The organism is Nocardia sp. BSTN01, from assembly GCF_015354405.1.
In the GTDB taxonomy this organism is placed as follows: Bacteria; Actinomycetota; Actinomycetes; order Mycobacteriales; family Mycobacteriaceae; genus Nocardia.
Map to the genome: position 1 here is coordinate 1 of NZ_JADKYP010000076.1, position 24,350 is coordinate 24,350.

Sequence of the window (24,350 nt, forward strand, 5' to 3'; positions counted from 1 at the left end):
TCGGTTGCACCTGGCCGGGGAGCACCAGTGCCACCCCGCACAACGCTCCCGCCGTGAGACACCGTGCCCAGGCATGTGACTTCATCGACCCTCCACCCCTTTCGCGGCACGGCGTGCCGACCAAACGATGCTAGTCGGCCCCGCTGCACCCCGGAGCCGCCACGCGCGTCAACCGCGCAGTTCCTCGGGTAGCTGTTGCGGATCCAGCAGCAGCCGTTGGGAGTCGACCCGGCCCACCTTCTCGGCGAGGCCGAGATTGTCGGCCAGCAACTTCCATTCCACATCGCTGATCGCGGCGCGGGCGCGCTCGATCACGCCGAGGTCGCGGGTGCCCCAGGCGATCGGCATGGCGCTCACCGGCTGGCGCAGATCGCCGACCGATCGCGGTGCGCGATCGGCTCGCACGGTCACCGCCGGCACCTGTTCCCCGGCGTCGGTATCGTGCCCCGGCAGGGCGCGCACCACCCGGGTGATCAGCGCGTAGCGCGGCACGGCGCCGGGTTTGGCGAGGTTCACCAGCGCGAGCAGGGTGATCCCCTTCGGATGGTGCCCCGAGACGACGGCCGGGACCAACTCGCCCTCGGCGTACAACTTCTCGATGCGCGAGCGGTACGGCGTCCACAACGCGACGAACAGCGCGGTGATGGTCGCCAATGCGAAGGCCACCGCCAGCAGGAACGAGTACGGGTGATTCAGCCAGATCAGCCCGGCCGTGCCGAGGCCGAGCACGATGGCCGCGGTGAACGCCAGTATTCGCAGCCGCCGGATATCGCGGACGACTTCGTTCACCGCCCGGGCATGTTCGCGGTCGACCGCGAATTCGAAGCGTCGCACGTCTCAAATCCTCACATCTGTCCGGCAGCGGTAACCCAGCGGCGCGCCCACCGCGGCCGATCGGCTGCGCCTACCCGATCGCCGGGCCCAGCAGGTCGTCCGCATCGGTGATGCGATAGGCATACCCCTGTTCGGCAAGGAAACGCTGGCGGTGGGCAGCGTATTCGGCATCCAGCGTGTCACGTGCCACCACGGAGTAGAAGTGCGCCTGACCGCCGTCGGATTTCGGGCGCAGCAGCCGGCCCAGGCGCTGGGCCTCCTCCTGACGGGAACCGAAGGTGCCCGAAACCTGAACGGCCACCGACGCTTCCGGCAGATCGATGGAGAAGTTCGCCACCTTGCTGACCACGAGGACCGGAATTTCGCCGTTGCGGAACGCGTCGAACAGCGCCTCGCGCTCCTTGGTGCGCGTCGAGCCCTGGATGACCGGTGCGTTGAGATGTTCGCCGAGTTCGTCGAGCTGATCGAGATAGGCCCCGATCACCAGGCTGGGCGCATCGCGGTGGCGGGCCAGGATGGATTCGACGACGGGGAGTTTGGTGCGCGCGGTGGAGCAGAGTTTGTAGCGCTCCTCCGGTTCGGCGGTGGCGTAGGCCATGCGTTCGGCTTCGGTGAGCGTGACCCGCACCTCGATGCAGTCGGCCGGCGCGATCCAGCCCTGCGCCTCGATGTCCTTCCACGGCGCGTCGTAGCGTTTCGGGCCGATCAGCGAGAACACGTCGCCCTCGCGGCCGTCCTCGCGCACCAGCGTCGCGGTGAGCCCGAGCCGGCGCCGGGACTGCAGATCCGCGGTCATCCGGAACACCGGCGCGGGCAGCAGGTGGACCTCGTCGTAGATGACCAGGCCCCAGTCGCGGCTGTCGAACAGTTCCAGGTGTTTGTATTCGCCCTTGGTCTTGCGGGTGATCACCTGATAGGTGGCGATGGTGACCGGGCGGATCTCCTTGCGCTCACCGGAGTACTCACCGATCTCGTCCTCGGTCAGCGAGGTGCGCGCGAGCAGTTCCCGCTTCCACTGTCTGCCGGCCACGGTGTTGGTGACCAGGATCAGCGTCGTCGCCTGGGCCTTGGCCATCGCGGCGGCGCCGACCATCGTCTTGCCCGCGCCACAGGGCAGTACCACCACACCGGATCCACCGGCCCAGAACGAGTCGGCCGCCAGCTCCTGATAGTCGCGCAGATGCCATTCGTGGGTGCCGAAGTCCAGATCGATGCGATGGGCCTCGCCGTCGACGTATCCGGCGAGGTCTTCGGCCGGCCAGCCGACCTTCAGCAGCATCTGTTTGATCCGACCGCGCTCGGACGGGTGCACGACGACCGTGTCGTCGTCGATGCGGGCGCCGAGCATCGGCTGAATCTTCTTGTGCCGCAACACCTCTTCGAGCACCGCACGATCCAGGCTGACCAGCACCAGCCCGTGCGCGGGATGTTTGACCAGTTGCAACCGCCCGTAGCGGGCCATGGTCTCGACCACGTCGACCAGCAGCGGCTGCGGAACCGCATAGCGCGAATAGTTGACCAGCGCGTCGACGACCTGTTCGGCGTCGTGCCCCGCCGCCCGCGCGTTCCACAGCGCCAGCGGTGTCACCCGGTAGGTGTGCACATGCTCGGGTGCCCGTTCGAGTTCGGCGAACGGCGCGATCGCCTGCCGAGCCGCATCGGCCTGCTCGTGGTCCACCTCGAGCAGCAGGGTTTTGTCGCTCTGCACGATGAGCGGTCCGTCCGTCACGGCACCTCCTCCAGATTCTCGGGTCGGCCCCCTGCGCTCGGGGAATACGTCCCACATTGTTGCCGGACCCCCCGACAAACCTTCATCAACCCTACGCGAGCTGGGCAGATGTTCGCTGTGAGCGCACTCGCACCCGGACCCGGCTCACAGCGCCGATCCGGGCCCGCGCAGGGGCGGCCAGTCGGTGGCCGGCTGCGACGGATCACCGGCCAGCCGCCCGGCGACCCAGGAATCCCGGCGCACGCCGCGCTGCACACCGGCCCCGCGCAGCAGACCTTCGTAACGGAAGCCGGTCCGCCGCACCACCGCGGCGGAAGCGAGGTTGCCGACGAATGCCCGCCACTCGATGCGGCTCAGCCCGAGCCCGCCGGCGGCGAAACCGAAATCACAGACCAACCGGACGCTGCGGGTCATCAACCCACGGCCGCGCACCGCGTCGCTGAGCCAGAAGCCGATCTCGGCGGCCCCGGGCTGCGGACCGGCCTCGAGGCCGACCATGCCGGCCACCGGCCCGTCCGCCGCCGTGCGCACGGCCCAGACCGGGCTGTGGGCCGCCCACCCGGGCGCGACGATATCGGTCAGGAATCCCACGGCGTCGGCCCGCCGATACGGCACCGGCACCGTCGTCCACTCCGGAATCGACGGCTGCCGGCAGCAGGCGACGATCGCGTCGATATCGGCCTCGGCCGGGCGCGACAACCACACCGTCTCATCGGTCAGTACACAGTCCTCCACCGCTTCATGCTGGCACGCAACCCTGCGGTGGCCCAGCGGATTTCCGGCGACCGTAGAATCGGGCCAATGGTTGCCGCGTTGCTCGCCGATCTGTTCGAATCCCATCGGGCGCATCTGCTGTCGGTGGGTTACCGGCTGACCGGCAGCGTGGCCGACGCCGAGGACGCGGTGCAGGAGAGCTGGCTGCGACTGGCCACCACCCACCAGTCCGAGATCGAGGACCTGCGCGCCTGGCTGACGACCGTGGTCAGCCGGATCTGCCTGGATCGGCTGCGCAGCGCCGCAGTCCGGCGGGAAAGCTATGTGGGGCAATGGCTTCCGGAGCCGATCGTCACCGGCGTGACGCCGTCGAATCTGCCGGATCCGCTGGAAACGGTGGTGCGCAAACAGGATTGCCGTTTCGCCGCGCTGGTGGTCCTCGACGCGCTGACGCCGCCGCAGCGGGTGGCCTTCGTCCTGCACGACGGGTTCTCGGTGCCGTTCGACGAGATCGCCGAACTGCTCGAGGTGACGCCGGAGGCGGCCCGGCAACTCGCGGTGCGGGCCCGGAAATCACTGGCCGCGGCCCCGGAACCGGTGTCGGACACCGAACATCTCGCCGCCGTGCAGCGACTGCTCGAGGCGCTGTATTCCGACGATGTGGACGCGGTCGTCGCGGCTCTGCATCCGGATTCGGTCTTCATCGGCGATACCGGCGGCACCGCGAAGACGGCCGCGCGGGCGATCGTCGGTGCGGACAAGATCGCGCGGTTCGTCCTCGGGCTCATCCGGATGTATCAGGTGGACCAGGCAGAACTCTCGCCCACCGATTCCGCGCAATTCGAATTCGTCGGCGTCAACGGGCAACTCGGGTTGCTGCTGCACGAGCGCGCCCCGCGCAACGGTGCGCCGGGATCACCCCCGCGCGTGGTCGGCTTCGCCGTTCGCGACGGTTTGATCTGGGGCACTTACGATGTCGCCAATCCCGCGAAGCTAAGTGGCCTTCGCCTGCCCCGGGATCCGGCGTAGCCGCCGGAACGCATCGAGCGTCCCGGCGGCGCGCTCGGACTACGGAGTGGACGAACCGGTCCACATGTCCGGGGTGCTCGAACCGAGTCCCCAGTTGCCTGTGGACGATCCGGTACCCCAGTTCGGCGTCGAGGAACCCCAGCCCCAATCGTTGCTGAAGATGTTGTGCAGGGTGTCGTTGATGTATCCGAGGACCGTTCCCGCCGCTGGATGCAGCAGAAGGTCGAGATAGGAGGCCATACACCGCCCCTTTCGAGCCACCACCGAAGTGGTTGTGAGATAGAACACGGGGAGGCTAGCTGCCACCAGGAAACCACACAACCATGCAGGTCAAACGCCCGAACCGAATGTGAAACATAGCCTTTCGCTATCGCGCCGCAACCGTAGCGAACACACGGCAAGCATCGGCCCGGTCCCCGGTCCGGGGTGCGCGCCGCGGCCACGGGGCGATATCACTACGTTGGGACCATGTCAGCCATCCCCACCGTCGCCCGCCTGCGCCCGTTCCGCGCCACGATCTTCGCGGAGATGACCGAACTGGCCGTGCGCCACGACGCGGTCAACCTCGGGCAGGGATTCCCCGATACGGACGGCCCGGCCGCGATGCTGGAGGTGGCCCGCACCGCCATCGCCGACGGGCTGAATCAGTACCCGCCGGGGCGCGGCATGCCGGTGCTGCGCCGGGCGATCGCGGCGGACCGGAAACGGCGCTACGGCGTGGACTACGACGTCGACTCGCAGGTGGTGGTCACCGTCGGCGCCACGGAGGCGATCGCGGCGGCGGTGCTCGGCCTGGTGGAGGCCGACGAGGAAGTGGTGCTGATCGAGCCGTACTACGACTCCTACGCCGCGGTGGTCGCCTTGGCCGGCGCCACCCGCCGCACCGCGCGGCTGGTGCCCGACGGCAACGGATTCGTCCTCGACCTGGACAGCCTGCGCGCCGCGATCACCCCGAAAACCCGTATGCTGCTGCTGAATTCGCCGCACAACCCCACCGGGGCGATCCTGTCCCGGTCCGACCTCGAGGCGATCGCGGAGCTGGCCCGCGAGCACGATCTGATCGTGGTCTCCGACGAGGTGTACGAACATCTCGTCTACGACGGCAACACCCATATCAGCATCTCGACGCTGCCCGGCATGTTCGAGCGCACGGTCGTGATCTCCAGTGCCGCGAAGACTTTCAGCGTCACCGGCTGGAAGATCGGCTGGGCGTGCGGTCCGGCACCGCTGATCGACGGATTGCTGGCCGCCAAGCAGTTCATGAGCTTCGTCGGCGGCGGCCCGTTCCAGCCGGCGGTCGCCTACGCGCTCGAGAACGAGCAGCAGTGGGTCGCCGATCTTCGTAACAGCCTGTCCGACAAGCGCATTCGACTCTCGGAGGCGCTGGCCGACGCCGGATTCCTGGTCAAGCGCAGCGATGCGACGTATTTCGTCTGCGCCGATATCAGCCCGCTGAGCTCCGCCGACGCGCTGGTCTTCTGCCGGGAGCTGCCGCGGCGGCTCGGCGTCGTCGCGGTTCCGATCGAAGTCTTCGCCGACGACCGCGACTCGTGGAATCGCCTGGTGCGCTTCGCATTCTGCAAGCGGGACGACACGCTCGACGAGGCGGTCCGCCGTCTGCACGCGGCCCACGTGTGACCGCACGATCGCGCGGTCACCATCGCCGCGAGCCGCGAGCGAAGGTGACCGCTACCGTGTCTCAGCCCCGGCGCCGGGCCACCGCGTCGGCGAGGCGATCCAGCTGCGCCGCCGTGGTCTCCCAGTCCAGGCAGGCGTCGGTGATCGACTGGCCGTAGGTCAGATCGTCGGCGTGGCCGAGGGTGAGGTCCTGGCGGCCGGCGACCAGGAAGCTCTCCATCATCACACCCACCACCGCGCGGTCGCCGGCGGCGATGCGCTCGGCGATATCGGTGACCACGTCGACCTGCTTGTTGTGGTCCTTGTTGCTGTTGCCGTGGCTGGCGTCGACGACCACCCGCTGCGGCAGCCCCGACTTCTCCAGGCGCAGGCAGGCCTCGGCGACGGAGGCGGCGTCGTAGTTCGTGCCGGCGCTACCGCCGCGCAGGATCACGTGGCAGTCCGGGTTGCCGCTGGTGCGGATGAGCGCCGAGCGGCCGTCGAGATCGGTGCCGGGGAAGACGTGGCTGGCACCGGCCGCCCGCACCCCGTCCACGGCCACCTGCACATCGCCGTCGGTGCCGTTCTTGATCCCGACCGGCATCGACAGCGCGCTGGAGAGCTGCCGGTGCACCTGGCTGGCCGCCGTGCGCGCGCCGATCGCACCGTAGGAGACCAGATCCGCGATGTACTGCGGCGTGATCGGATCGAGGAATTCGCAGGCCACGGGCAGGCCGAGACCGGTGATGCCGACCAGCAGCCGACGCCCCAGTCCGAGACCGGTGTTCACGTCGAACGAACCGTCCAGATGCGGATCGTTGATCAGGCCCTTCCAGCCGAGCGTGGTACGCGGCTTCTCGAAGTAGACGCGCATCACGACGTGCAGCCGGTCGGAGAGTTCGGCGCTCTTGGCGGCCAGGCGGCGCGCGTAGTCGAGGGCAGCCTCGGGGTCGTGCACCGAACACGGGCCGACGACGACCATCAGGCGGTCGTCGGTGCCGTCGAGGACTTCGACCGTGGCGGCGCGACCGGCCCGCACAGTGTCGGCGAGCGCATCGTCGATCGGATGCTCGCGGCGAACCTCGGCGGGCGAGAGTAGCGGGCTGATACTCAGCGTGCGCTGATCGTCGAGGTCACTGTGTGAGGCATCGACATCGGCTGCGGTCGTCATGATGGGTTCCTTTTCTCAGGCCGACCCACCGAGCGAAATCCCGTGGAGCCGGTCTGCAATCCGGCTCGGGGTGGGAGAAGGTCAGCGCGGGTCACCGACCGACCCACCCGGGGCCGGCTTGGTAAACCAGAAATACGCGCGCTGCACGAGGGCGACTGTACCAGGGGCGCGGCGCGGATGGGTCCGGCCGGGTGAGCGGACGTGACTGTCCCCACAGCCACCGTGGATGCGACGGGGCCCGGCCGGGATCCAACGATCCTGTGCCGGGCCCGAATTCGCGTGCGGCGCTCAGAACATGCCGGGCTCGTAGGTGCCGGCCGGGGTGCCGGCGATGACATTGAGCCGGTTGTAGGCGTTGATCAGCGCGATGAGCGAGATCAGGGCGCCGATCTGCTCGTCGTCGTAGTGCTTGCGCACCTGCTGCCAGGTCTCCTCGCTGATGCCGCGGTGGACATCGGCGATGCGGGTGCCTTCCTCGGTCAGCGCGAGCGCGGCCCGCTCGGCCTCGGTGAAGACGATCGCCTCGCGCCAGGCGGCGACCAGGTTGAGCCGCACCGAGGTCTCGCCCGCGGCGGCCGCGTCCTTGGAGTGCATATCGGTGCAGAAGCCGCACCCGTTGATCTGGCTGGCGCGCAGCTTGACCAACTCCTGCGTGGCCTTGGGCAGCGGCGAGTTGTCCACGACCTGGCCGGCGTTACCGATCCGCTTGACGAACTTGGCGGCGATCTCGTTGGTGAAGAGAGCGAAACGGGGTTCCATGACCATCCTCCTGTGGAAAGTGAGCCGCGCGGCGCGGCGTCGCTACACAGAGATGACGGAACAGCACCCACGGGGTGTGACATCACCGGAAGTGATGCCGGTCACAACTCCAAGTCGGGTGTGCGGAGTCGGCCGGTGTACTGCTCTGCTCGGCCGAATGCGTCGTCGGCGGCGTCGAGTTCGATGGCGATCTCGTCGAAGATCTCCAGTGCTCCCGCCACACATCGACCCGGCGTGAGCAGCGCGCCGATGCCCGGCGAGTCCAGCAGCAGGCCGGAATCCGGCAGGTCGCGGTAGGCCGCCGCCAAGTCGTCGAGTTCGGTTCGGACCTCGCGCAGCCGGTCTCGCAGCCGGGCGCGGCGAGCTTCGAGGGTCAGCGGATCCACCGGGGTATCCGGCTCTGCATCACTGTGGGTCATGTGCACACTCTGGTGCACGCCGGACGCGCCGCGGCGGAGTTCAGCGGCGGGCGAACGAGTAGGTGACGTCGGTGAGTTGTTCGGACAGATCCCAGAGGCGGCGGGCGGTGACCTCGTCGCGGGAGGCGGCCGAGGAGTCGCAACGCTCGGGGTAGCCTCGCAGGCCGCCGAGGTGGGTCGGGCCGTAGAACGCGCCGGGTTCCACCTTCGCGGTGGCGGCGTAAAGGCTTGGCAGGGCGCCCATTTCGGCCGACTGGGCGAGAATCCGATTGCCCAGGGCCATGATCGCGTCGAGGAACGACTCGGTGTGCGACTGCAGTTCGGTGCTGGCGTAGCCGGGGTGGGCCGCCACCGAGACCTTCGGCGAACCGGCCGCGGTGAGGCGGCGCTGCAGTTCGTAGGCGAACATCAGGTTCGCCAGTTTCGACTGCCCGTACGCGCGCCAGCGCTCGTAGCGCCGGTGCTGATAGTTCGGATCGGCGAGGTCGACGCGGCCGATCATATGGGCGCCGCTGGATACCGTGACGACGCGATCGGAGATCTTGTCGAGCAGCAGCCCGGTCAGCGCGAAATGGCCGAGATGGTTGGTCCCGAACTGCATTTCGAAGCCGTCGGCGGTGCGGCGCAGCGGCAGGGCCATCACGCCGGCGTTGTTGATCAGTACGTCGGCGCCCTCGATCGTGCGCGCGAATTCGCGGATCGAGGACAGGTCGGCCAGGTCGAGCCGGCGCACCTGCACCCGTTCGCCGATGGTGTCGGCGACCGCGCGGGCCTTCACCTCGTCGCGGCAGGCCATGATCACCTGCGCACCGGCCTGCGCCAAGGCCCTGGTGGTGGCCGCGCCGAGTCCGCTGTTCGCGCCGGTCACGATGATCGTGCGCCCGCTCTGGTCCGGAATATCGGAGATGTTCCAACCGCTCACCCGCACGAGTCTAGGCGGGCACGGGCCGGTGCGCGCTGTTGTGGCGGAGCCGGGGCGCGGCGTTCCGACCACCCGGGACACGAGGCCCCCTCTCGTAATATAGGGTTGCCTAACCTATCTAAGGCAGCTCCGAACTGCGCAGCTCGACCCGTGAGGCGATACCCGTGACTTCGATATCCCCCGCCCAGCAGGACCTGCTCGACGGTTTCGTACCGTTTCCGGCCGAACTCGCCGAGAGCTACCGAGCCGCGGGCTACTGGCTCGGCGAACCGCTGGGCGACCTGCTGCGCGACGCCGCCCGCACCGGGCCTCGGCGTCCGGCCCTGCACACCGACGCCGGGCCGATCGACTATGCCGAACTCGATCGCCGCGCCGACCGCACGGCCCACGGGTTGCTCGCCTCCGGACTCGAGCCCGGCGACCGCGTCGTGGTCCAACTGCCCAACGTGATCGAATTCGTGGAGGTGCTGTTCGGGCTGCTGCGCGCCGGAATCGTGCCGGTGCTGGCGCTGCCGGCCCATCGGCAGGCCGAGATCGAACATCTGACCCGGCTCTCGGGCGCCGCCGGCTATATCGTGGCCGACAAGGTCGGCGACTTCGATTACCGCGAGCTGGCGGCCGCGGTGGCCGAGCGGGTGCCGACGTTGCGCACGATCTTCGTCCTCGGTGATCCCGGCGCTTACGTCGATCTGAGAACGATTGCGCGCGACGGTGATTCGCTGCCGGCCGTCGACGCGTCCGGTATCGCGGTGATGCTCGTCTCCGGCGGCACCACCGGCCTGCCGAAACTCATCGCCCGCACCCACGACGACTACCACTACAACGCCCGCGCCAGCGCCGAGATCTGCGCGCTGACCTCCGACGACGTGTACATGGCGACACTGCCGGCCGCGCACAACTTCCCGCTGTCGTGCCCGGGCATTCTGGGCACGGTCGCGGCCGGCGCGTCGATCGTCATGCTGGCCGACCCGAGTCCGGAGAACGCGTTCGCGACCATCGAACGCCACCGCGCCACCGTGACGGCGGTGGTACCGCCGCTGGCCCAATTGTGGTGTGCGGCGGTGGAATGGGAGGAGGCCGACCTGTCCAGCCTGCGGCTGCTTCAGGTCGGCGGCGCGAAATTGGCCGAGGTGAACGCCCGTGAGGTGACTCCGGCGCTGGGCGCGACACTGCAGCAGGTGTTCGGCATGGCCGAGGGGCTGATCAACTACACCCGCCTCGACGATCCCGGGGAAACGATCGCGATCTCCCAGGGGCGCCCGCTCTCCCCCGCCGACGAGGTCCGCGTGGTCGACGGCGAAGGCAACGACGTCGCGCCCGGCGAGGAGGGCGAACTCCTCACCCGCGGCCCGTACACCATCCGCGGCTATTACCGTGCCCCGGAACACAATTCCCGCGCCATCACCCCCGACGGCTACTACCGCAGTGGTGATCTGGTGCGGCAACTGCCGAGCGGGCATCTGATCGTCTCCGGCCGGATCAAGGATGTGATCAACCGCGGCGGCGAGAACATCTCCTGCGACGAACTCGAGGAACACCTGCTGGCCCACCCCGCCGTCCGTCATGCGGCCGCGGTCGGCCTGCCGGACGCGGCCCTCGGCGAAAAGGTCTGTGCCGTCCTGGTGATCGACGGCGAGATGCCGAGCCTGGTCGAGGTCAAGGAATTCCTCACCGCTCGCGGCCTGGCGACCTACAAACTGCCCGACATCCTCGTACGGGCCGACGCGCTGCCGTTCACGGCCGTCGGCAAGATCGACAAGAAGGTCCTGCGGTCCCGCTACGACACCGAGTCCGCGACCGCATCGTATTGAGCCTCACTTCGAACAACCCTGCCGCCGAACAGGACTCGACGAACGGGCCGATACGAAAAGGCCCGGCGGGAACTCCCGCCGGGCTCGGTCCGCGTTCCGCTCCGTCAGGCTTCGACGACGTACGGCGCTACGCTGCCCAGCTTTTCGCAGGTCTCGGTGAATTCGCGCTCCGGGCGCGACTGGGAGACGATGCCGGCCCCGGCGCGCAGCCAGGCGCCCTCCGTGGTCTGGTAGATCGCTCGCAGCACCAGCGTGGCCTCCAGCGCACCGCCGGCCGAAACGGTCACCACCGCACCGGAATACAGGCCGCGGGCGTCGTGGTCGAGGCGGAACACCGCGTCCACGCCGGTGCGCTTGGGGATGCCGGAGGCGGTCACCGAGGGGAACAGCATTTCCAGCGCATCCCAGGCACTCTTGTCCGCGGCGAGGGTGCCCCGCACGGTGGAGGCCAGATGTTGCACGCTGCCGCGTTCACGCACCGCCATGAAATCGGAGACGGCGGTGCTGCCCGGCTCGGCCACCGCGGCGATCTCGCCGAACGAGGTCTGCACCGAGATGGCGTGCTCGACGATTTCCTTCGGATCACCGACCAGTTCCTCGCGGGCGGCGGCGTCGGCCGTCTCGCCGCGGCCGAAGGCGCGGGTGCCGGCCAGCGGCTCGGTGGTCACCACCCGATGCCGGTCGACCGAGGCCACCAGTTCGGGGCTGAATCCGGCCGCCTCCAGGCCGCCCAGCCGCAACAGGAACGAGCGGGCGGGCGTGTTGTTGGCGCGCCCGAGCCGATAGGTCTGCGGAACGTCCACGGGGAAGGGCAGATCCACCTTCCGCGACAGAATCACCTTCTGATATCGCCCGGCCCGGATCTCGTCGACCGCCTCGGCGACCCGGCCGCGGTAGTCGGTGGGGTCGATGGTGACATCCACCGGCCGCGGCGGGGCCGGAGGTTGCGCACTCGCCTGGGCGATCAGTTCGTGGATCTCCGCGGTCTCGCGGGGCGTCGCGCCGGACACCCGCACACCGGAGGCGTCGATGCGCACCTCGATGCGCGGAATCATCAGATGGGCCACAGTGGTTCGGGACGGTACGTGCGCGTCGGCGCCCAGCGCCCAGGCGCAGAATTCGAATCCAATCCAGCCGTAGGCGTTGCGCCCCTGCAGCGGGAGCGCGGCCAGCGCCGCGTCGATCACCGCGGCCGGACGCCCCTGCCACGGCTCGACGGTGGCCCGGCCCTCCCACTCGACACGCAGTTCGCCGGAATCCAATTCGATGCTGCCGATCGGGTCGGCGGCGAACACCCAGCCGTCGGGACCCTCGTAGCCGACGTACTCGCCGAAGCGGTCGGCCGCGGCGAGCGCCGCCATGGCGTCGGCGGGTGCGATCGCGGTGCCCGTCACCTCCGTCCCCGTTGCCAGCTGCCCCGTCGCCCCCGGACCGTCCCCGTAACCGTTTCGCACCCGCTCGTCCGTGGTCGACACCGTTCCTCCAAGGTTATGCTTACCTAACTACAAGAGGTGAGGTTAGCATTACCTGGCCTTCTGGGTGTTGTGCCGGAGCACACAACGGACTCGCTTTGCGAGCGTCGTGGCCAACTTCCTGCGCGAATCCGCTTCCGCGAGCTTGAATGGTGGAGCGCCGTCGAGGAGGGGCCCGCCATGATCGATCACGCCGCCGGCAATCCGGCTCCGAGTACCGCGAAGGATCTGCCGCGCTCGGCGGTCGCCCTGGTCGACGCGGTGTCGCCGGTGGAACGCGAACTGATCGGCGGCTGGCTCGCCGAGGGCGGGATCGCCGCCGAACTCGGCATCGACGCTCCCGTCACGCAGATCGACCTGGATGCCACCGCCATCGCCGCCCGGCTCGTCGGCCGCCGCGACGATCCCATCGTGATCCCCATCCGGGTGCTGTGGCTGCCACCCGAACGAGACGGGGTGCGGCGCACCACCTTCGCCGATCTCGCGCTGCTGAGCGATCCGCGCCGGCCGCACCGGCTGCTGCAGCGCCGGCTGGTGAACAAGGCGCCCGACCGGCATCTCATCCTCACCGGGCAGCCCGCCCGGCTCAGCGATCTGCGCGCGAACAACCCCGGGGCCGCGGAAAGTTCGGAACCGTTCGCGCGGGCGATCGTCCGCGCGGGCACGGTGGCGCTCGAACGCGCCGAACGCTCGGTGATCGGCGACCGCTACAAGGTCCCCCGGATGGTGGTCGAGGAGATTCTCGACTCCCCCGACTTCCTGCGCCGCCTCGACGCCATCGCCACCGAAACCGGCACCGAACCCCGGGAGGTATACCGCCGGGCCGAGAAGGCGCTGCGGGAACTCGTGGCCGCGCAGAGCCGGCTGATCTCGGATCTGTTCACCCAGGCGATGCGGCCGGTGCACGCCTCGGCCTGGAAGATCGACTGCGACCGGTCGGGGCTGGCCGCGTTGCGGCGGCTCAATCGCAACTACCCGCTGGTGTTCCTGCCCTCGCACCGCTCCTATGTCGACGCCTTCGTCCTCGGTGACGCGCTGGCGCGCAACGACTTTCCACCCAACCACGTGATCGGTGGCGCCAATCTCAGCTTCTGGCCGATGGGGCCGATCGCGCGCCGCACCGGGACCGTCTTCATTCGCCGCAGCTTCGGTGACGACGAGATCTACAAGGCCGTGGTCGAGGAGTACTTCGCCTATCTGCTCGCCAAACGCTTCAATCTGGAGTGGTATTTCGAGGGTGGGCGCACCCGTACCGGGAAGTTGCGCCCGCCCCGGTTCGGACTGCTGAACTATCTGGCCTCGGCCATCCGTTCGCGGCGCATCGACGATGTGATGCTGGTGCCGGTGTCGATCACCTACGAGCGGCTCAACGAACTGGGATCCATTGCCACCGAACAGGTCGGCGGCACCAAGAAGCCCGAAGGGCTGACCTGGCTGGCCCGCTACATCCGCAGCCAGCAGCATTCCGCGGGGCGGGTCTACGTCCGCTTCGGCGCCCCGCTGTCGGCCCGCGACCGGCTGGCCGCCCACGGCGATCCGATGCGGCCGATCGCGCAATCCCTGGCCCCGGAACCGGAGGAAGTGGCGGACCGCCAGCGCAAAGCCGTGCAGCGCTTGGCCTTCGAGGTGGCGGTCGGCATCAACGCGGTCACGCCGGTGACGGTCAACGCGCTGGTAACGCTGGCCCTGCTCGGTGTGCACGAACGCGCCCTCACCCTCGGCGAGGTGCGTCAGACGCTGGAACCGGTCTGCGGGTACATCTCACGCCGCGCCCTGCCCACCGGCGAGCTGGATACCCTCAGCAACGATCAGGGTCTGGCGGTGGTCCTGGAACAGCTGTCGCTGGCCAAGGTGGTGACGGTGTACCGCGGCGGGCTGGAACCGGTGTATTCGATCGAATCCGGCGCCCACCTGGAAGCCGCGTTCTATCGCAACAGCGCCGTGCACTGGTTCGTCGACCGGGCGATTCTGGAACTGGCGATTCTGGAGGTGGCCGACGAACAGTCCGGCGCCGCACCCGGTATCGAGGCCATCTGGGATGCCGCGTACCGGCTGCGCGATCTGCTCAAATTCGACTTCTTCTTCCCCGACCGGATCGAGTTCGCGGCCGCGATGAGTGCGGAAATGCTTCTGGTGGATCGCAATTGGGAGCAACGCGACAGCGCTGCGGAATTGGTGTGCGCGCTGGCCGATTCCGGATTCATCATGGCGCACCGCGTGGTGCGCTCGTTCTTCGATGCCCAGCTCGTGGTGGCCGAGCGGCTGGCCGCCGCCGATCCGGCCGCGCCGCTGGACCGCAAACAGTTCATCGACGAATGCCTGGCCGTCGGACGCCAGATGCTCCTGCAGCAGCGGCTGCACAGCACCGAGTCGGTATCGTCGGAATTGTTCTCCAGCGCGTTGAAACTCGCGGAGAATCACGGCCTGCTCGATCCCGGCACCCCGGACCTCGCGCAGCGTCGCCGCGAGCTGGCCGACGAACTGCGCACCATCGGCACCCGCATCTCCCGCGCCGCCGCCCTCGACCCGTCCAATCGCGCACCGCAGGGGACAGTGTGAACCTTTCCGAAGCGATTTCCGCCATCCGGACCGGGCCACAGGGCCCGCGGGTGGCGGCCGTCTTCGACTTCGGCGGAACGGTGGTCGCGGGCTTCGCGCCCGCCGCCGCACCGCTGCGCCTGCTGCGTGGACGCGACTCGCGCCGGGCGCTGACCGACACCCTGCTGTACAGCATTCGCGGTTCCCGGACCGAGGGCGAGTACGAGCGCTTCCTGCAGCGCATCGCCCGGGTGTGGGTGGGCCGTTCCGAACAGGAGCTGACCGACCTCGGCGAACAGTTGTTCCGCAGCACCGTGCACGGGCACGTGTATCCCGAAGCGTGGCAACTGATCCGGGAGCACGAGGCGGCCGGGCATACCGTGGTGATCGTCACCAGCCTCACCCGTTTCCAGGTGCTGCCGGTGGCCCGGGAACTCGGCGTGGACCATGTGCTCTACACCGCGATGGCCACCGCCGACGGTGTGCTCACCGGCTTCACCGAGGGAAAACCGCTGTGGCGCACCGAGAAAGCCGCGGCGGTGCGCCGCTTCGCCGCCGAACACGATATCGATCCCGCCGACAGTTACGCCTATGCCGACGCGGCCCCGGACGTTCCGCTGCTGGAAGCGGTCGGCCATCCGGTCGCGGTGAATCCGGGTCCGCGGATGTCGATGACCGCTGGTGAACGCGACTGGCCGACCCTGACCTTCAAGCCGCGGGACCCGGCGGGCGTCACCGACTTCGCCCGTACCGCAGTAGGTTTCACCGGATTGCTGAGCGGCGCCGCCTTCGGGGTCGCCTCCCGCGCGGCCACCCGCCGCCACCGCGCGATGGCCGACGCCATGATCGCCACCGCCGCCGACGCCACCCTGCGCACCACCGGCGTGCGGGTGCGGGTGGTGGGCGCCGAGCACGCCCGGCAGCCGCGTCCGGCGGTCTTCCTGTTCAATCACCAGAGCCAGTTCGACATGGTGGTGCTGGCCGCGGTGCTGCGCTCGGGATTCACCGCGGTGGTGAAGAAGGAGGTCACCACCAACCCGGTCTTCGGCCCGCTGTTGCGGTTCGCCGAGGCGACCTTCATCGATCGCTCCGACACCACCGGCGCGAAGGCGGCGCTGGAACCGGTCGTCGACACCCTGCGCGGCGGACTCTCGCTCGTAGTGGCGCCGGAGGGCACACGGTCGATGACGCCACGGATCGGCCCCTTCAAGAAGGGCGCCTTCCACATCGCGATCGAGGCCGGAGTGCCGATCATTCCGCTCGTCATCCGCAACGCGGGCGAAATCGCCTGGCGGAATTCGGCGATCGTGCGCAAGGGCACGGTGGACGTGGCGGTGCTGGCACCGATCGATGTGAGCGGCTGGGATCCACAGCACATGGATACCGACATCGCGCGCGTGCGGCAGCTGTTCATCGATACGCTGCGGGACTGGCCGGTCGACGCGGCGGTGCAGGCGGTGCCCTGACCTCCGGACGCCCGGACCTCCGGACGTCTCAGCCGTCGGTCAGACGCGGCGGCCGAACAGCAGCTTCCACGGCATCAGCGCCGATTCCAGCTGCACCTTGAGGCTCATCTTCGACGCGCCCTTGGTGCGCTCCTCGAAGCGGATCGGCACCTCGGCGATCGAGATGCCCTGCTTGATCGTGCGGTAGTTCATCTCGACCTGGAACGAATAGCCGTTGCTGTGGATGGAGGCCACATCGATGGCGCGCAGCGTGTCCGCCTTCCACGCCTTGAATCCCGCGGTCGCGTCCTTGACGCCGAGCCGCAGGATCGCGTTGACGTAGAAGTTCGCCCACGCCGACAGCGCCTTGCGGTACCACTTCCACTCCGCCGCGGTGGAGCCGCCCTCGACGTAGCGCGATCCCAGGACCACACCGGCATCGGAGGTCTCGAGCTTCTCCAGCATGGCCGGAATCACCTCGGCCGGATGGGAGAGATCGGCATCCATCTGGATGACCACGTCGGCGCCCTGGTCGAGGGCCGCGGTGATGCCGGCGATGTAGGCACGGCCGAGACCGTCCTTCTCGGTGCGGTGCAGCACATCCACCACCGACGGCAGTTCGGCGGCCAGTTTGTCGGCGACCTCGCCGGTGCCGTCCGGGGAGTTGTCGTCGACCACCAGAACATGCAGATCGGCGACCGGTAGTGCGGTCAGCCGCTCCACCGCCACCGGCAGGTTCTCCCGCTCGTTGTAGGTCGGCACCACCACGGTCACCTTCACAAGTCGCCCTCCACTCGATTCGACCTGACTGCGCGCCCCCGGATCCGGGCACGACGTGCTCTGGAGAACCGTAGCCCACCCACCTGAGAGGGCACGAGCGGCTCAGTCTCTCCCGTCGCGGGCATCCTCGCGGGCATTGCGTTCGCGCACGATCTCGAGCGCTCGCTCGGCGGTGGCGCGGTCCGGATACGGCCCCATCCGATCGGCGAACCAGCACCGCTTGCCCTGTTCGGCGCGGTGATGTTTGAGGCAGTAGTACCACTGATCGTCGGAATCGCCCATGCCGATCATCGTCGCATTCGGCGCCCGGCGTGTCAGGAAACCGGCGAATCCGCACGTCGGGCTGCCCGATCGACACCCGCCAGACGAGTGTGGCCCTTGACACACCCTAGTGGTGAATGTACGTTCATTCACAACAAATGTTAGTTCACTCATTCGGCGGTGGTCCGCTCGCCGACTCGTCGGAGCAGAAGGAAGCGCAATGGATTTCTCGACCTATTCCCAGCTCACGTTCAAACGCCTGGACGACGGCGTCCTGCTGATCACCATCGACCGGCCGGAGAAATACAACGCCGCCGACGAACAGATGCACGCCGAGCTGGCCCGGGTCTGGACGGACGTCTCCGCCGATCCCGAAACCCGGGTCGCGGTGATCACCGGCGCCGGGAAGGCGTTCTCCGCCGGCGGCGACCTGGCGATGGTCGAGCGCATGGCCGGCAACCACGAGCGGGTGGCGAACATGCTGCAGGAGATGAGCGACCTGGTCTACAACATGATCAATTGCGAGAAGCCGGTCGTCGCCGCGATCAACGGCGTCGCGGTCGGCGCGGGACTCGTGGTCGCCCTGCTCTCGGATATCTCGATCTGCGCCGAGGACGCCAAGCTGGGCGACGGGCACGTGAAGCTCGGCGTGGCCGCCGGCGATCACGCGGCGATTCTCTGGCCGCTGCTGTCCGGTATGGCCAAGGCCAAGTACTACCTGCTGACCGGCGAGATGGTCGCTGGCGCCGAGGCCGAGCGCATCGGCATGGTCACCAGCGCGGTGGCGCGCGACCGGGTGCTCGACGACGCGCTGGCGGTCGCGAACAAGCTGGCCGGTGGTTCCCAGCTGGCCATCCGGTGGACGAAGAAGGCGCTCAACAACTGGCTCAAGCAGGCCGGTCCGATCTTCGACCAGTCCGCCGCCTACGAAATGCTCTGCTTCATGGGCCCGGATGTCACCGAGGGCTATACCGCCCTGCGCGAGAAGCGCGCCCCCAACTTCCCCTCGGCCCGCGCGGTCACCGGTAACTGAGGAGCCGAACATCATGAGCGACAACACCATTGCGGTAGTCACCGGAGCCGGCTCAGGCATCGGGCGGGCGATCACCCTGGCCCTGGCCGCGCGCGGCGACCGGGTCGTGGCCGCCGATCTGGATCTCGACGCCGCCAAGCGCACCGCCGAACAGCAACCCGATCGCATCGTCGCGATGAAGGTCGACATCGCCGACGCCGCGCAGGTGCAGGCCCTGCGCGATCAGGTGCACGCCGAGGTCGGTGTGCCGAACATCCTGGTCAACGCCGCCGGCTGGGATCGCACCGACACATTCCTCAATGCCACACCGGAATTCGCGCAGAGGGTGGTCGCGATCAACTATCTGGGGCCGGTGCACATATGCAGCGCGTTCCTGCCGGGCATGGTCGAGGCCGGCGGCGGGCGGGTGGTCAACCTGGCCAGCGACGCCGGACGCGTCGGCAGCTCGGGCGAAACCATCTACGCCGGCGCCAAGGGTGGCGTGATCGCCCTGACCAAATCGCTGGCGCGCGAGATGGCCCGCTACTCGATCACCGTGAACTGCGTCTGCCCCGGCCCGACCGACACCCCGCTGTTCCAGGCCCAGGACGAGAAGTTGAAACAGGCTCTGATCAAGGCGATTCCGTTCCGCCGCCTCGCCCGGCCGGAGGAGGTCGCCGCCCCGGCCCTGTTCTTCGCCTCCCCCGACGCCTCGTTCATCACCGGTCAGGTGCTCAGCGTCAGCGGCGGACTCACCATGGCCGGCTGAGCGCCGGGCCGACTTCGGAGGACCAGATGTACGACGCCCACGCCTACCGGCAGTACTTCGAACACGATTTCACCTATCTCAACGGTTTCCGGCGCAACGTCCACCGCTACGCCCACCACCCGGCGATCGAGGATCCGGCGACCGGGACCACCGTCACCTACGCCGACCTGGGCGAGCGGGTCGACTGGTTGGCCACCGGTCTCGCCGACGCCGGTGTCGAGCCGGGTGACGTCGTGGCGTATCAGCTGTTCAACGGGGTCGAGTTCGCCGAGCTGTATCTGGCGACGCAGGCCGCCGGGGCCGTCGGCTCGCCGATGAACTTCCGGCTCGCCGCCGGTGAGACGTCCTACATCCTCGCGTCGAACCGCCCCCGGGTCTTCGTCTACGACACCGATCTCACGCCGATGGTGCGAGAAGCACTGGAGCGCAGCACGTTCCGTCCCGAACTGCTGGTGGCGTCGGGTCCGGGCGAGCCGCTGCCGGGCGCGGTCCGCTTCGACGAGTTGTTCGCCGCGACGGCGCGGCCGCTCGACACCCAGCGCACGGTGTGGGACGAGACCACCCGCCTCTACACCTCCGGCACCACCGGGATGCCGAAGGGCGTACCGCTCAACAGCCTGGTGGAGATCTTCAGCGCGCACGACGTCGTCATGCATTTCCCGTTGTCGCCCGAGGACAAGACGCTCAACATGACCCCGTGGTTCCACCGCGGCGGTTTGTATTGCGCCGGCCCGAATCCCACGTTCTACCTGGGCTCGACCCTGGTGCCGATGCGCGCCTTCGACGCCGACACCACCCTGGACCACGTGCAGCGCTACGGCCTGACCTTCCTCGTCGGCGCGCCGACCAATCTGGCCATGCTCGCCCACGCGCAGGAGACCAGGCGGCGCGATCTGTCGAGTCTGCGCGGGATCGTGACGATGGGCGCTCCGCTGGAACGCGAGGCGGCGCTGCGATATCAGAAGGTGTTGAATCCCAACATCTTCAACGGTTACGGCAGTACCGAGGGCTTCTGGAACACGTTCCTGCGGCCGACCGATCTGCCGGCCATGGCCGGGACGGCCGGGCGCGCATGCATCGACGACGACGTGGCGGTGGTGCGGGTACTCGACGACCGGCTGGCCGAGCCGGAGGAGACCGTCGCCAAGGACGGCACCGAGGTGGGCGAGGTGATCATCCGCTCCCCGAAGGGCGCCAATGCCTACGTCGACTCGCCCGAACAGGAGGCCCGCAAGTTCCATAGCGGCTGGTTGTATATCGGTGACCTCGCCACCTGGGACGAGCAGGAATTCGTCACCATCGTCGGACGGAAGGACGACATGCTGCTGTCCGGCGGCGAGAACGTCCATCCCGTCCAGGTCGAGGAGGCGCTCAACGAACATCCCGGCGTAGACGACTGCCTGGTGGTGGGCATTCCCGACGAGCGCTGGGGACAGGTGGTGGTGGCCTATGTAGTCGCCGCCGAGCCCGGCGCCGGCGTGGCCGAGCTGGACCGGCACTGCCGCACCCATCCCATGCTCTCGGCGTTCAAACGCCCACGCGCCTACCGCTTCGTCGATTCGCTGCCGGTGTCGGCCACCGGCAAGAAATTGCACTACAAACTCACCGAGCAGGCCCGCGACGATGCCGCGGCCGGCCTGTTCACCTATCCGGACAAGGAAACCGCATGAGCGCGAAACGTCCCCCCGCATTCGACGCACTCGACCCGCTGGCCATCGATTCGCTACTGACCGAGGACGAACGGGCGGTGCGCGACAGTGTGCGCGGCTTCTGCGCCGAGCACATCACCCCGCATATCGCCGACTGGTTCGAGGCGGGCGATCTGCCCGGCGCGCGGGATCTGGCCCGCGAATTCGGCAGACTCGGCCTCCTCGGGATGCATCTCGAGGGTTACGGATGCAGCGGCGCCTCGGCCGTGCACTACGGTCTGGCCTGTCTGGAACTCGAGGCCTGCGATTCCGGTATCCGGTCGCTGGTCTCGGTCCAGGGCTCGCTGGCCATGTTCTCGATCTGGAACAACGGTTCGGAGGAACAGAAGCAGCGGTGGCTGCCCGGTATGGCCGCGGGCGAGATCATCGGCTGCTTCGGCCTCACCGAACCGGATGTCGGCTCCGATCCGTCGGCCATGCGGACCCGCGCCAAGCGCGATGGTGACGACTGGATTCTCAACGGGCGCAAGATGTGGATCACCAACGGCTCGATCGCCGATGTCGCGGTGGTGTGGGCCGATACCGACGAGGGCATCCGCGGGTTCATCGTGCCCACCGACACCCCGGGATTCAGCGCACACACCATCAAGCACAAGTTGTCGCTGCGTGCCTCGATCACCAGCGAACTGGTCCTCGACGACGTGCGCCTGCCGGCCGAGGCGATGATGCCCGAGGGCCGGGGTGTGAAGGCGCCGCTGTCGAGTCTGTCCGAGGCGCGCTACGGCATCATCTGGGGTTCGATGGGCGCGGCGCGCTCGGCCTGGCAGGCGGCTCGCGATTATTCGATGCAGCGCAACCAATTCGGCCGCCCGATCGCCGGATTCCAGCTGACTCAGGCGAAACTCACCGATATGGCCGTCGAACTGCACAAGGGCCAACTGCTGTCACTGCATCTGGGCCGGCTCAAGGATTCGGTGGGACTGCGTCCCGAACAGGTGAGTTTCGGCAAACTCAACAACACCCGCGAGGCGATCGAGATCTGCCGCACCGCGCGAACCATCCTCGGCGGCAACGGTATTTCGCTCGAATATCCGGTCATCCGGCACATGGTGAATCTCGAATCCGTGCTCACCTACGAGGGGACGCCGGAGATGCACCAACTCGTGCTCGGCCAGGCCTTCACCGGCCAGAACGCCTTCCGCTGACAAGAGGTCTCATGAACGCACGACTGGAGTACGACTCCGTACACCGCCAATTCCGTTCCGTGGTACGCGATTTCGTCCGGCAGACGGTCGCACCGGCCCACGAGGACTGGGAACGGGCCGGCTGCCTGGACCGATCGTTGTTCACCGAGGCGGGCAAGCTGGGACTGCTCGGCTTCCCGGTCCCGGAGCGTTTCGGCGGTCCGGGGGTGGAGGATTTCCGCTACCACGCCATCGTGATCGAGGAGATCACGCGGGCGGGTGCGGCCGCGGCGGGTATCGCGTTCTCGCTGCAGAACGATGTGGTGCTGCCCTATCTGACCGATCTCACCGACGAGGAGCAGAAGGCCCGCTGGCTGCCCGGCGTCGTCACCGGCGAGACCGTCCTGGGGATCGCCATGACCGAACCGGGTACCGGCAGCGACCTCACCGGGATTCGCACCACCGCCGTCCGCGACGGCGAGCATTACGTGGTCGACGGCAGTAAGACCTTCATCTCGAACGGGCAGAACGGCGATCTGTTCGTGGTCGCGGTCCGCACCGGCGCGGACAAGCACAAGGGGCTGACGCTGCTGGTCGTCGAGGCGGGCACACCGGGATTCGGCCGCGGCCGCAACCTGGAGAAGATCGGCCTGCACGCCCAGGACACCAGCGAACTGACCTTCACCGAGATGCGGGTACCGGTGGCGAATCGGCTCGGCGCGGAGGGCGAGGGCTTCTATCAGCTGGTGCGGAATCTGCCGCAGGAGCGGCTGTCGCTGTCGGTAGGCGCGGTCGCGGCGGCCGAGGGCGTGCTCGCGCAGACCCTGGACTACGTGCGCGAACGCAAGGCCTTCGGCACCTCGGTCGCGAGTTTTCAGAATACGCAATTCGTGCTCGCGGAGTTGGCGACCGAACTCGATATCGCGCGCACCTTCCTCGACGACTGCCTCGCCGAACACATCGCCGGCGGCCTCACCGCGGCCCGCGCCGCCCGGCTGAAATGGTGGACCACCGAATTGCAGATGCGGGTGGCCGACCGCTGTCTGCAATTGCACGGCGGCTACGGCTATATGCGGGAATACGCGGTGTCGCGGGCGTTCGTCGACGCGCGTATTCAGAGCATCTACGGCGGCACCACCGAGATCATGAAGACGATCATCGCGAAGGAGCTGGGCATCTGATTCTCGGTGGACCACTCTAGAGTTGAGTGAACCGTCGTTCATTCGACTGCGCAGATACGGAAGGGTATGCCCGATGGCGAAGCGATCCGCACCGATGGAAATCGAGGAGGCGGTGCGCGCGGTGCGAACCAGTTCGCGCCGGCGCCAACTCCTCAACGCGGCCGTCGCCGTCATGCAGACCACAGGCTTTCATCAGATGTCGATGCAGGCACTCGCGGATCAGGCCGATGTGAGCGTCGGGCTCATCTACAAGTATTTCGGCGGTAAGGAAGACCTGCTGCTCGCGGCCATCGTCGACATCCTCGACGCCTTCCGGGACGAATTGGATCCGGCCATGGACGCGGCGGGCGACGATCCGGTGGAGCGGCTCGTCGCCGGTTTCCGCCACTATGTGGAAATCGTCGACGAGAATCTCGACGCCGTGGTGCTGACCTATCGGGAGAGCCGGACTCTCGATCCGGAAGGCCGGGAACGGATCAAGGAACTCGAGGTCGAAACCTCGGCCCCGCTGCGGGCCGCCGTCGAGGCGGGAATCGCGGCCGGACTGATGAACGACCTCGATCCGGATCTCGTCGTCTTCAACCTGATGATGCTCGCCCACGCCTGGGCCCTCAAACATTGGCATTTCGCGCCGCGCTACACCGTCGAGCAATACATCCGGGCACAGGTGCGTTTCGTGCTGCCCACTCTGCTCGCCCCCGCAGTCGCCGAGCGCTATCGACATCTCATGGAGTGAATCAACTTGTCGGTCACGCTGTCTCGTACCGGCGCCGTCGGCGTCCTCACCCTCGACCGCCCGCCGGTCAACGCCTTCGATGAGGGGCAGGCCGGTGAATTCGCCACGGCGGTAGCCGAACTCGGCGCCGATACGTCGGTGCGTGCGGTCGTGGTGCGCAGTGTGGCGAAGGTGTTCTGCGCGCGGAGCGCGGTATGCCTTGGAGCGCACCGAAATCCGAGCACTCATCCACACCGAGGAGACCGGGCGCCGCTTGGAAGGATTCGTTTCCCGCTAGGGTGAATTTTTCGTGCAAACCTCGCCGAAAAGTCCGGAAAA

At 68.1% G+C, this 24,350-nt stretch carries 23 protein-coding genes; 12 read left to right on the forward strand and 11 right to left on the reverse strand.

Features of this window, described 5'->3' with window-relative positions:
* Nucleotides 1–168 precede the first annotated feature (168 nt).
* From IRT45_RS33015 to IRT45_RS33025, 3 genes are all read right to left on the reverse strand, one after another.
* Nucleotides 169–834, reverse strand: a complete 666-nt coding sequence (locus IRT45_RS33015; RefSeq protein ID WP_194809715.1) for a DUF3239 domain-containing protein — start codon at nucleotides 832–834, stop codon at nucleotides 169–171.
* Between the two features lie 70 nt (nucleotides 835–904).
* Nucleotides 905–2,563, reverse strand: a complete 1,659-nt coding sequence (locus IRT45_RS33020) for a DNA repair helicase XPB (RefSeq protein ID WP_039776139.1) — start codon at nucleotides 2,561–2,563, stop codon at nucleotides 905–907.
* A 144-nt stretch (nucleotides 2,564–2,707) separates the two neighbouring features.
* Nucleotides 2,708–3,298 carry a GNAT family N-acetyltransferase gene (locus IRT45_RS33025; protein ID WP_309241266.1) on the reverse strand — a complete coding sequence of 197 codons (591 nt, stop codon included), beginning with the start codon at nucleotides 3,296–3,298 and terminating at the stop codon, nucleotides 2,708–2,710.
* Nucleotides 3,299–3,364: 66 nt separating this feature from the next.
* Here IRT45_RS33025 and IRT45_RS33030 point away from each other — a divergent pair, with 66 nt between their 5' ends.
* Nucleotides 3,365–4,306, forward strand: coding sequence for a sigma-70 family RNA polymerase sigma factor (locus tag IRT45_RS33030; protein ID WP_194809717.1), 942 nt, complete (start codon nucleotides 3,365–3,367; stop codon nucleotides 4,304–4,306).
* Nucleotides 4,307–4,345: 39 nt separating this feature from the next.
* Here IRT45_RS33030 and IRT45_RS33035 read toward each other — a convergent pair whose 3' ends face one another.
* Nucleotides 4,346–4,546 carry a hypothetical protein gene (locus IRT45_RS33035; RefSeq protein WP_030513254.1) on the reverse strand — a complete coding sequence of 67 codons (201 nt, stop codon included), beginning with the start codon at nucleotides 4,544–4,546 and terminating at the stop codon, nucleotides 4,346–4,348.
* 228 nt (nucleotides 4,547–4,774) lie between these two features.
* Between IRT45_RS33035 and IRT45_RS33040 the strand changes: the two genes are divergently transcribed.
* Entirely contained in the window at nucleotides 4,775–5,944 is a 1,170-nt protein-coding gene (locus tag IRT45_RS33040) for a pyridoxal phosphate-dependent aminotransferase (RefSeq protein WP_194809718.1), read from the forward strand.
* Between the two features lie 61 nt (nucleotides 5,945–6,005).
* On the opposite strand, the gene IRT45_RS33045 is transcribed toward IRT45_RS33040, so the two are convergent.
* From IRT45_RS33045 to IRT45_RS33060, 4 genes are all read right to left on the reverse strand, one after another.
* On the reverse strand, nucleotides 6,006–7,094 hold the full coding sequence (locus IRT45_RS33045) for a 3-deoxy-7-phosphoheptulonate synthase (protein ID WP_194809719.1): 1,089 nt from the start codon (nucleotides 7,092–7,094) through the stop codon (nucleotides 6,006–6,008).
* A 288-nt stretch (nucleotides 7,095–7,382) separates the two neighbouring features.
* The gene (locus IRT45_RS33050) at nucleotides 7,383–7,853 is read right to left on the reverse strand and encodes a carboxymuconolactone decarboxylase family protein (protein WP_194809720.1); all 471 of its coding nucleotides are present in this window, start codon (nucleotides 7,851–7,853) and stop codon (nucleotides 7,383–7,385) included.
* A gap of 101 nt (nucleotides 7,854–7,954) precedes the next feature.
* Nucleotides 7,955–8,272 carry a hypothetical protein gene (locus tag IRT45_RS33055; protein WP_194809721.1) on the reverse strand — a complete coding sequence of 106 codons (318 nt, stop codon included), beginning with the start codon at nucleotides 8,270–8,272 and terminating at the stop codon, nucleotides 7,955–7,957.
* Nucleotides 8,273–8,312: 40 nt separating this feature from the next.
* Nucleotides 8,313–9,194, reverse strand: a complete 882-nt coding sequence (locus IRT45_RS33060) for an oxidoreductase (RefSeq protein WP_194809722.1) — start codon at nucleotides 9,192–9,194, stop codon at nucleotides 8,313–8,315.
* A gap of 164 nt (nucleotides 9,195–9,358) precedes the next feature.
* Between IRT45_RS33060 and IRT45_RS33065 the strand changes: the two genes are divergently transcribed.
* Entirely contained in the window at nucleotides 9,359–11,005 is a 1,647-nt protein-coding gene (locus tag IRT45_RS33065; protein WP_194809723.1) for a (2,3-dihydroxybenzoyl)adenylate synthase, read from the forward strand.
* Between the two features lie 104 nt (nucleotides 11,006–11,109).
* On the opposite strand, the gene IRT45_RS33070 is transcribed toward IRT45_RS33065, so the two are convergent.
* Nucleotides 11,110–12,366: a salicylate synthase gene (locus tag IRT45_RS33070; RefSeq protein WP_194809733.1), complete on the reverse strand. Its 1,257-nt coding sequence runs from the start codon at nucleotides 12,364–12,366 to the stop codon at nucleotides 11,110–11,112.
* Nucleotides 12,367–12,657: 291 nt separating this feature from the next.
* Between IRT45_RS33070 and IRT45_RS33075 the strand changes: the two genes are divergently transcribed.
* Together IRT45_RS33075 and IRT45_RS33080 are read left to right on the forward strand one after the other, a co-directional pair.
* Nucleotides 12,658–15,036, forward strand: a complete 2,379-nt coding sequence (locus IRT45_RS33075) for a glycerol-3-phosphate 1-O-acyltransferase (protein WP_194809724.1) — start codon at nucleotides 12,658–12,660, stop codon at nucleotides 15,034–15,036.
* The gene (locus tag IRT45_RS33080) at nucleotides 15,033–16,481 is read left to right on the forward strand and encodes an HAD-IB family hydrolase (RefSeq protein ID WP_194809725.1); all 1,449 of its coding nucleotides are present in this window, start codon (nucleotides 15,033–15,035) and stop codon (nucleotides 16,479–16,481) included. Before IRT45_RS33075 ends, IRT45_RS33080 begins: the two co-directional genes overlap by 4 nt.
* Nucleotides 16,482–16,520: 39 nt before the next feature.
* On the opposite strand, the gene IRT45_RS33085 is transcribed toward IRT45_RS33080, so the two are convergent.
* The gene (locus tag IRT45_RS33085) at nucleotides 16,521–17,222 is read right to left on the reverse strand and encodes a polyprenol monophosphomannose synthase (protein WP_039776167.1); all 702 of its coding nucleotides are present in this window, start codon (nucleotides 17,220–17,222) and stop codon (nucleotides 16,521–16,523) included.
* A 120-nt stretch (nucleotides 17,223–17,342) separates the two neighbouring features.
* On the reverse strand, nucleotides 17,343–17,522 hold the full coding sequence (locus IRT45_RS33090; protein ID WP_036497946.1) for a hypothetical protein: 180 nt from the start codon (nucleotides 17,520–17,522) through the stop codon (nucleotides 17,343–17,345).
* A gap of 199 nt (nucleotides 17,523–17,721) precedes the next feature.
* On the opposite strand from IRT45_RS33090, the gene IRT45_RS33095 reads away from it, so the two are divergent.
* The 7 genes from IRT45_RS33095 to IRT45_RS38140 all read left to right on the forward strand — a co-directional run bounded on the left by IRT45_RS33095 (nucleotide 17,722) and on the right by IRT45_RS38140 (nucleotide 24,314).
* Nucleotides 17,722–18,534 carry an enoyl-CoA hydratase/isomerase family protein gene (locus IRT45_RS33095; protein ID WP_194809726.1) on the forward strand — a complete coding sequence of 271 codons (813 nt, stop codon included), beginning with the start codon at nucleotides 17,722–17,724 and terminating at the stop codon, nucleotides 18,532–18,534.
* A 13-nt stretch (nucleotides 18,535–18,547) separates the two neighbouring features.
* Nucleotides 18,548–19,282: an SDR family NAD(P)-dependent oxidoreductase gene (locus IRT45_RS33100; protein ID WP_194809727.1), complete on the forward strand. Its 735-nt coding sequence runs from the start codon at nucleotides 18,548–18,550 to the stop codon at nucleotides 19,280–19,282.
* A 26-nt stretch (nucleotides 19,283–19,308) separates the two neighbouring features.
* Nucleotides 19,309–20,952 (forward strand): class I adenylate-forming enzyme family protein, encoded by a 1,644-nt coding sequence (locus tag IRT45_RS33105; protein ID WP_194809728.1) that lies wholly within the window; start codon nucleotides 19,309–19,311, stop codon nucleotides 20,950–20,952.
* Complete coding sequence (locus IRT45_RS33110; protein WP_194809729.1) at nucleotides 20,949–22,136, forward strand: acyl-CoA dehydrogenase; 1,188 nt, start codon at nucleotides 20,949–20,951, stop codon at nucleotides 22,134–22,136. Before IRT45_RS33105 ends, IRT45_RS33110 begins: the two co-directional genes overlap by 4 nt.
* Before the next feature lie 11 nt (nucleotides 22,137–22,147).
* Nucleotides 22,148–23,296 (forward strand): acyl-CoA dehydrogenase family protein, encoded by a 1,149-nt coding sequence (locus IRT45_RS33115; RefSeq protein ID WP_194809730.1) that lies wholly within the window; start codon nucleotides 22,148–22,150, stop codon nucleotides 23,294–23,296.
* Nucleotides 23,297–23,369: 73 nt separating this feature from the next.
* The gene (locus IRT45_RS33120) at nucleotides 23,370–24,032 is read left to right on the forward strand and encodes a TetR/AcrR family transcriptional regulator (RefSeq protein WP_194809731.1); all 663 of its coding nucleotides are present in this window, start codon (nucleotides 23,370–23,372) and stop codon (nucleotides 24,030–24,032) included.
* A gap of 6 nt (nucleotides 24,033–24,038) precedes the next feature.
* Entirely contained in the window at nucleotides 24,039–24,314 is a 276-nt protein-coding gene (locus IRT45_RS38140; RefSeq protein ID WP_194809732.1) for an enoyl-CoA hydratase-related protein, read from the forward strand.
* The last annotated feature ends 36 nt before the right edge of the window (nucleotides 24,315–24,350 follow it).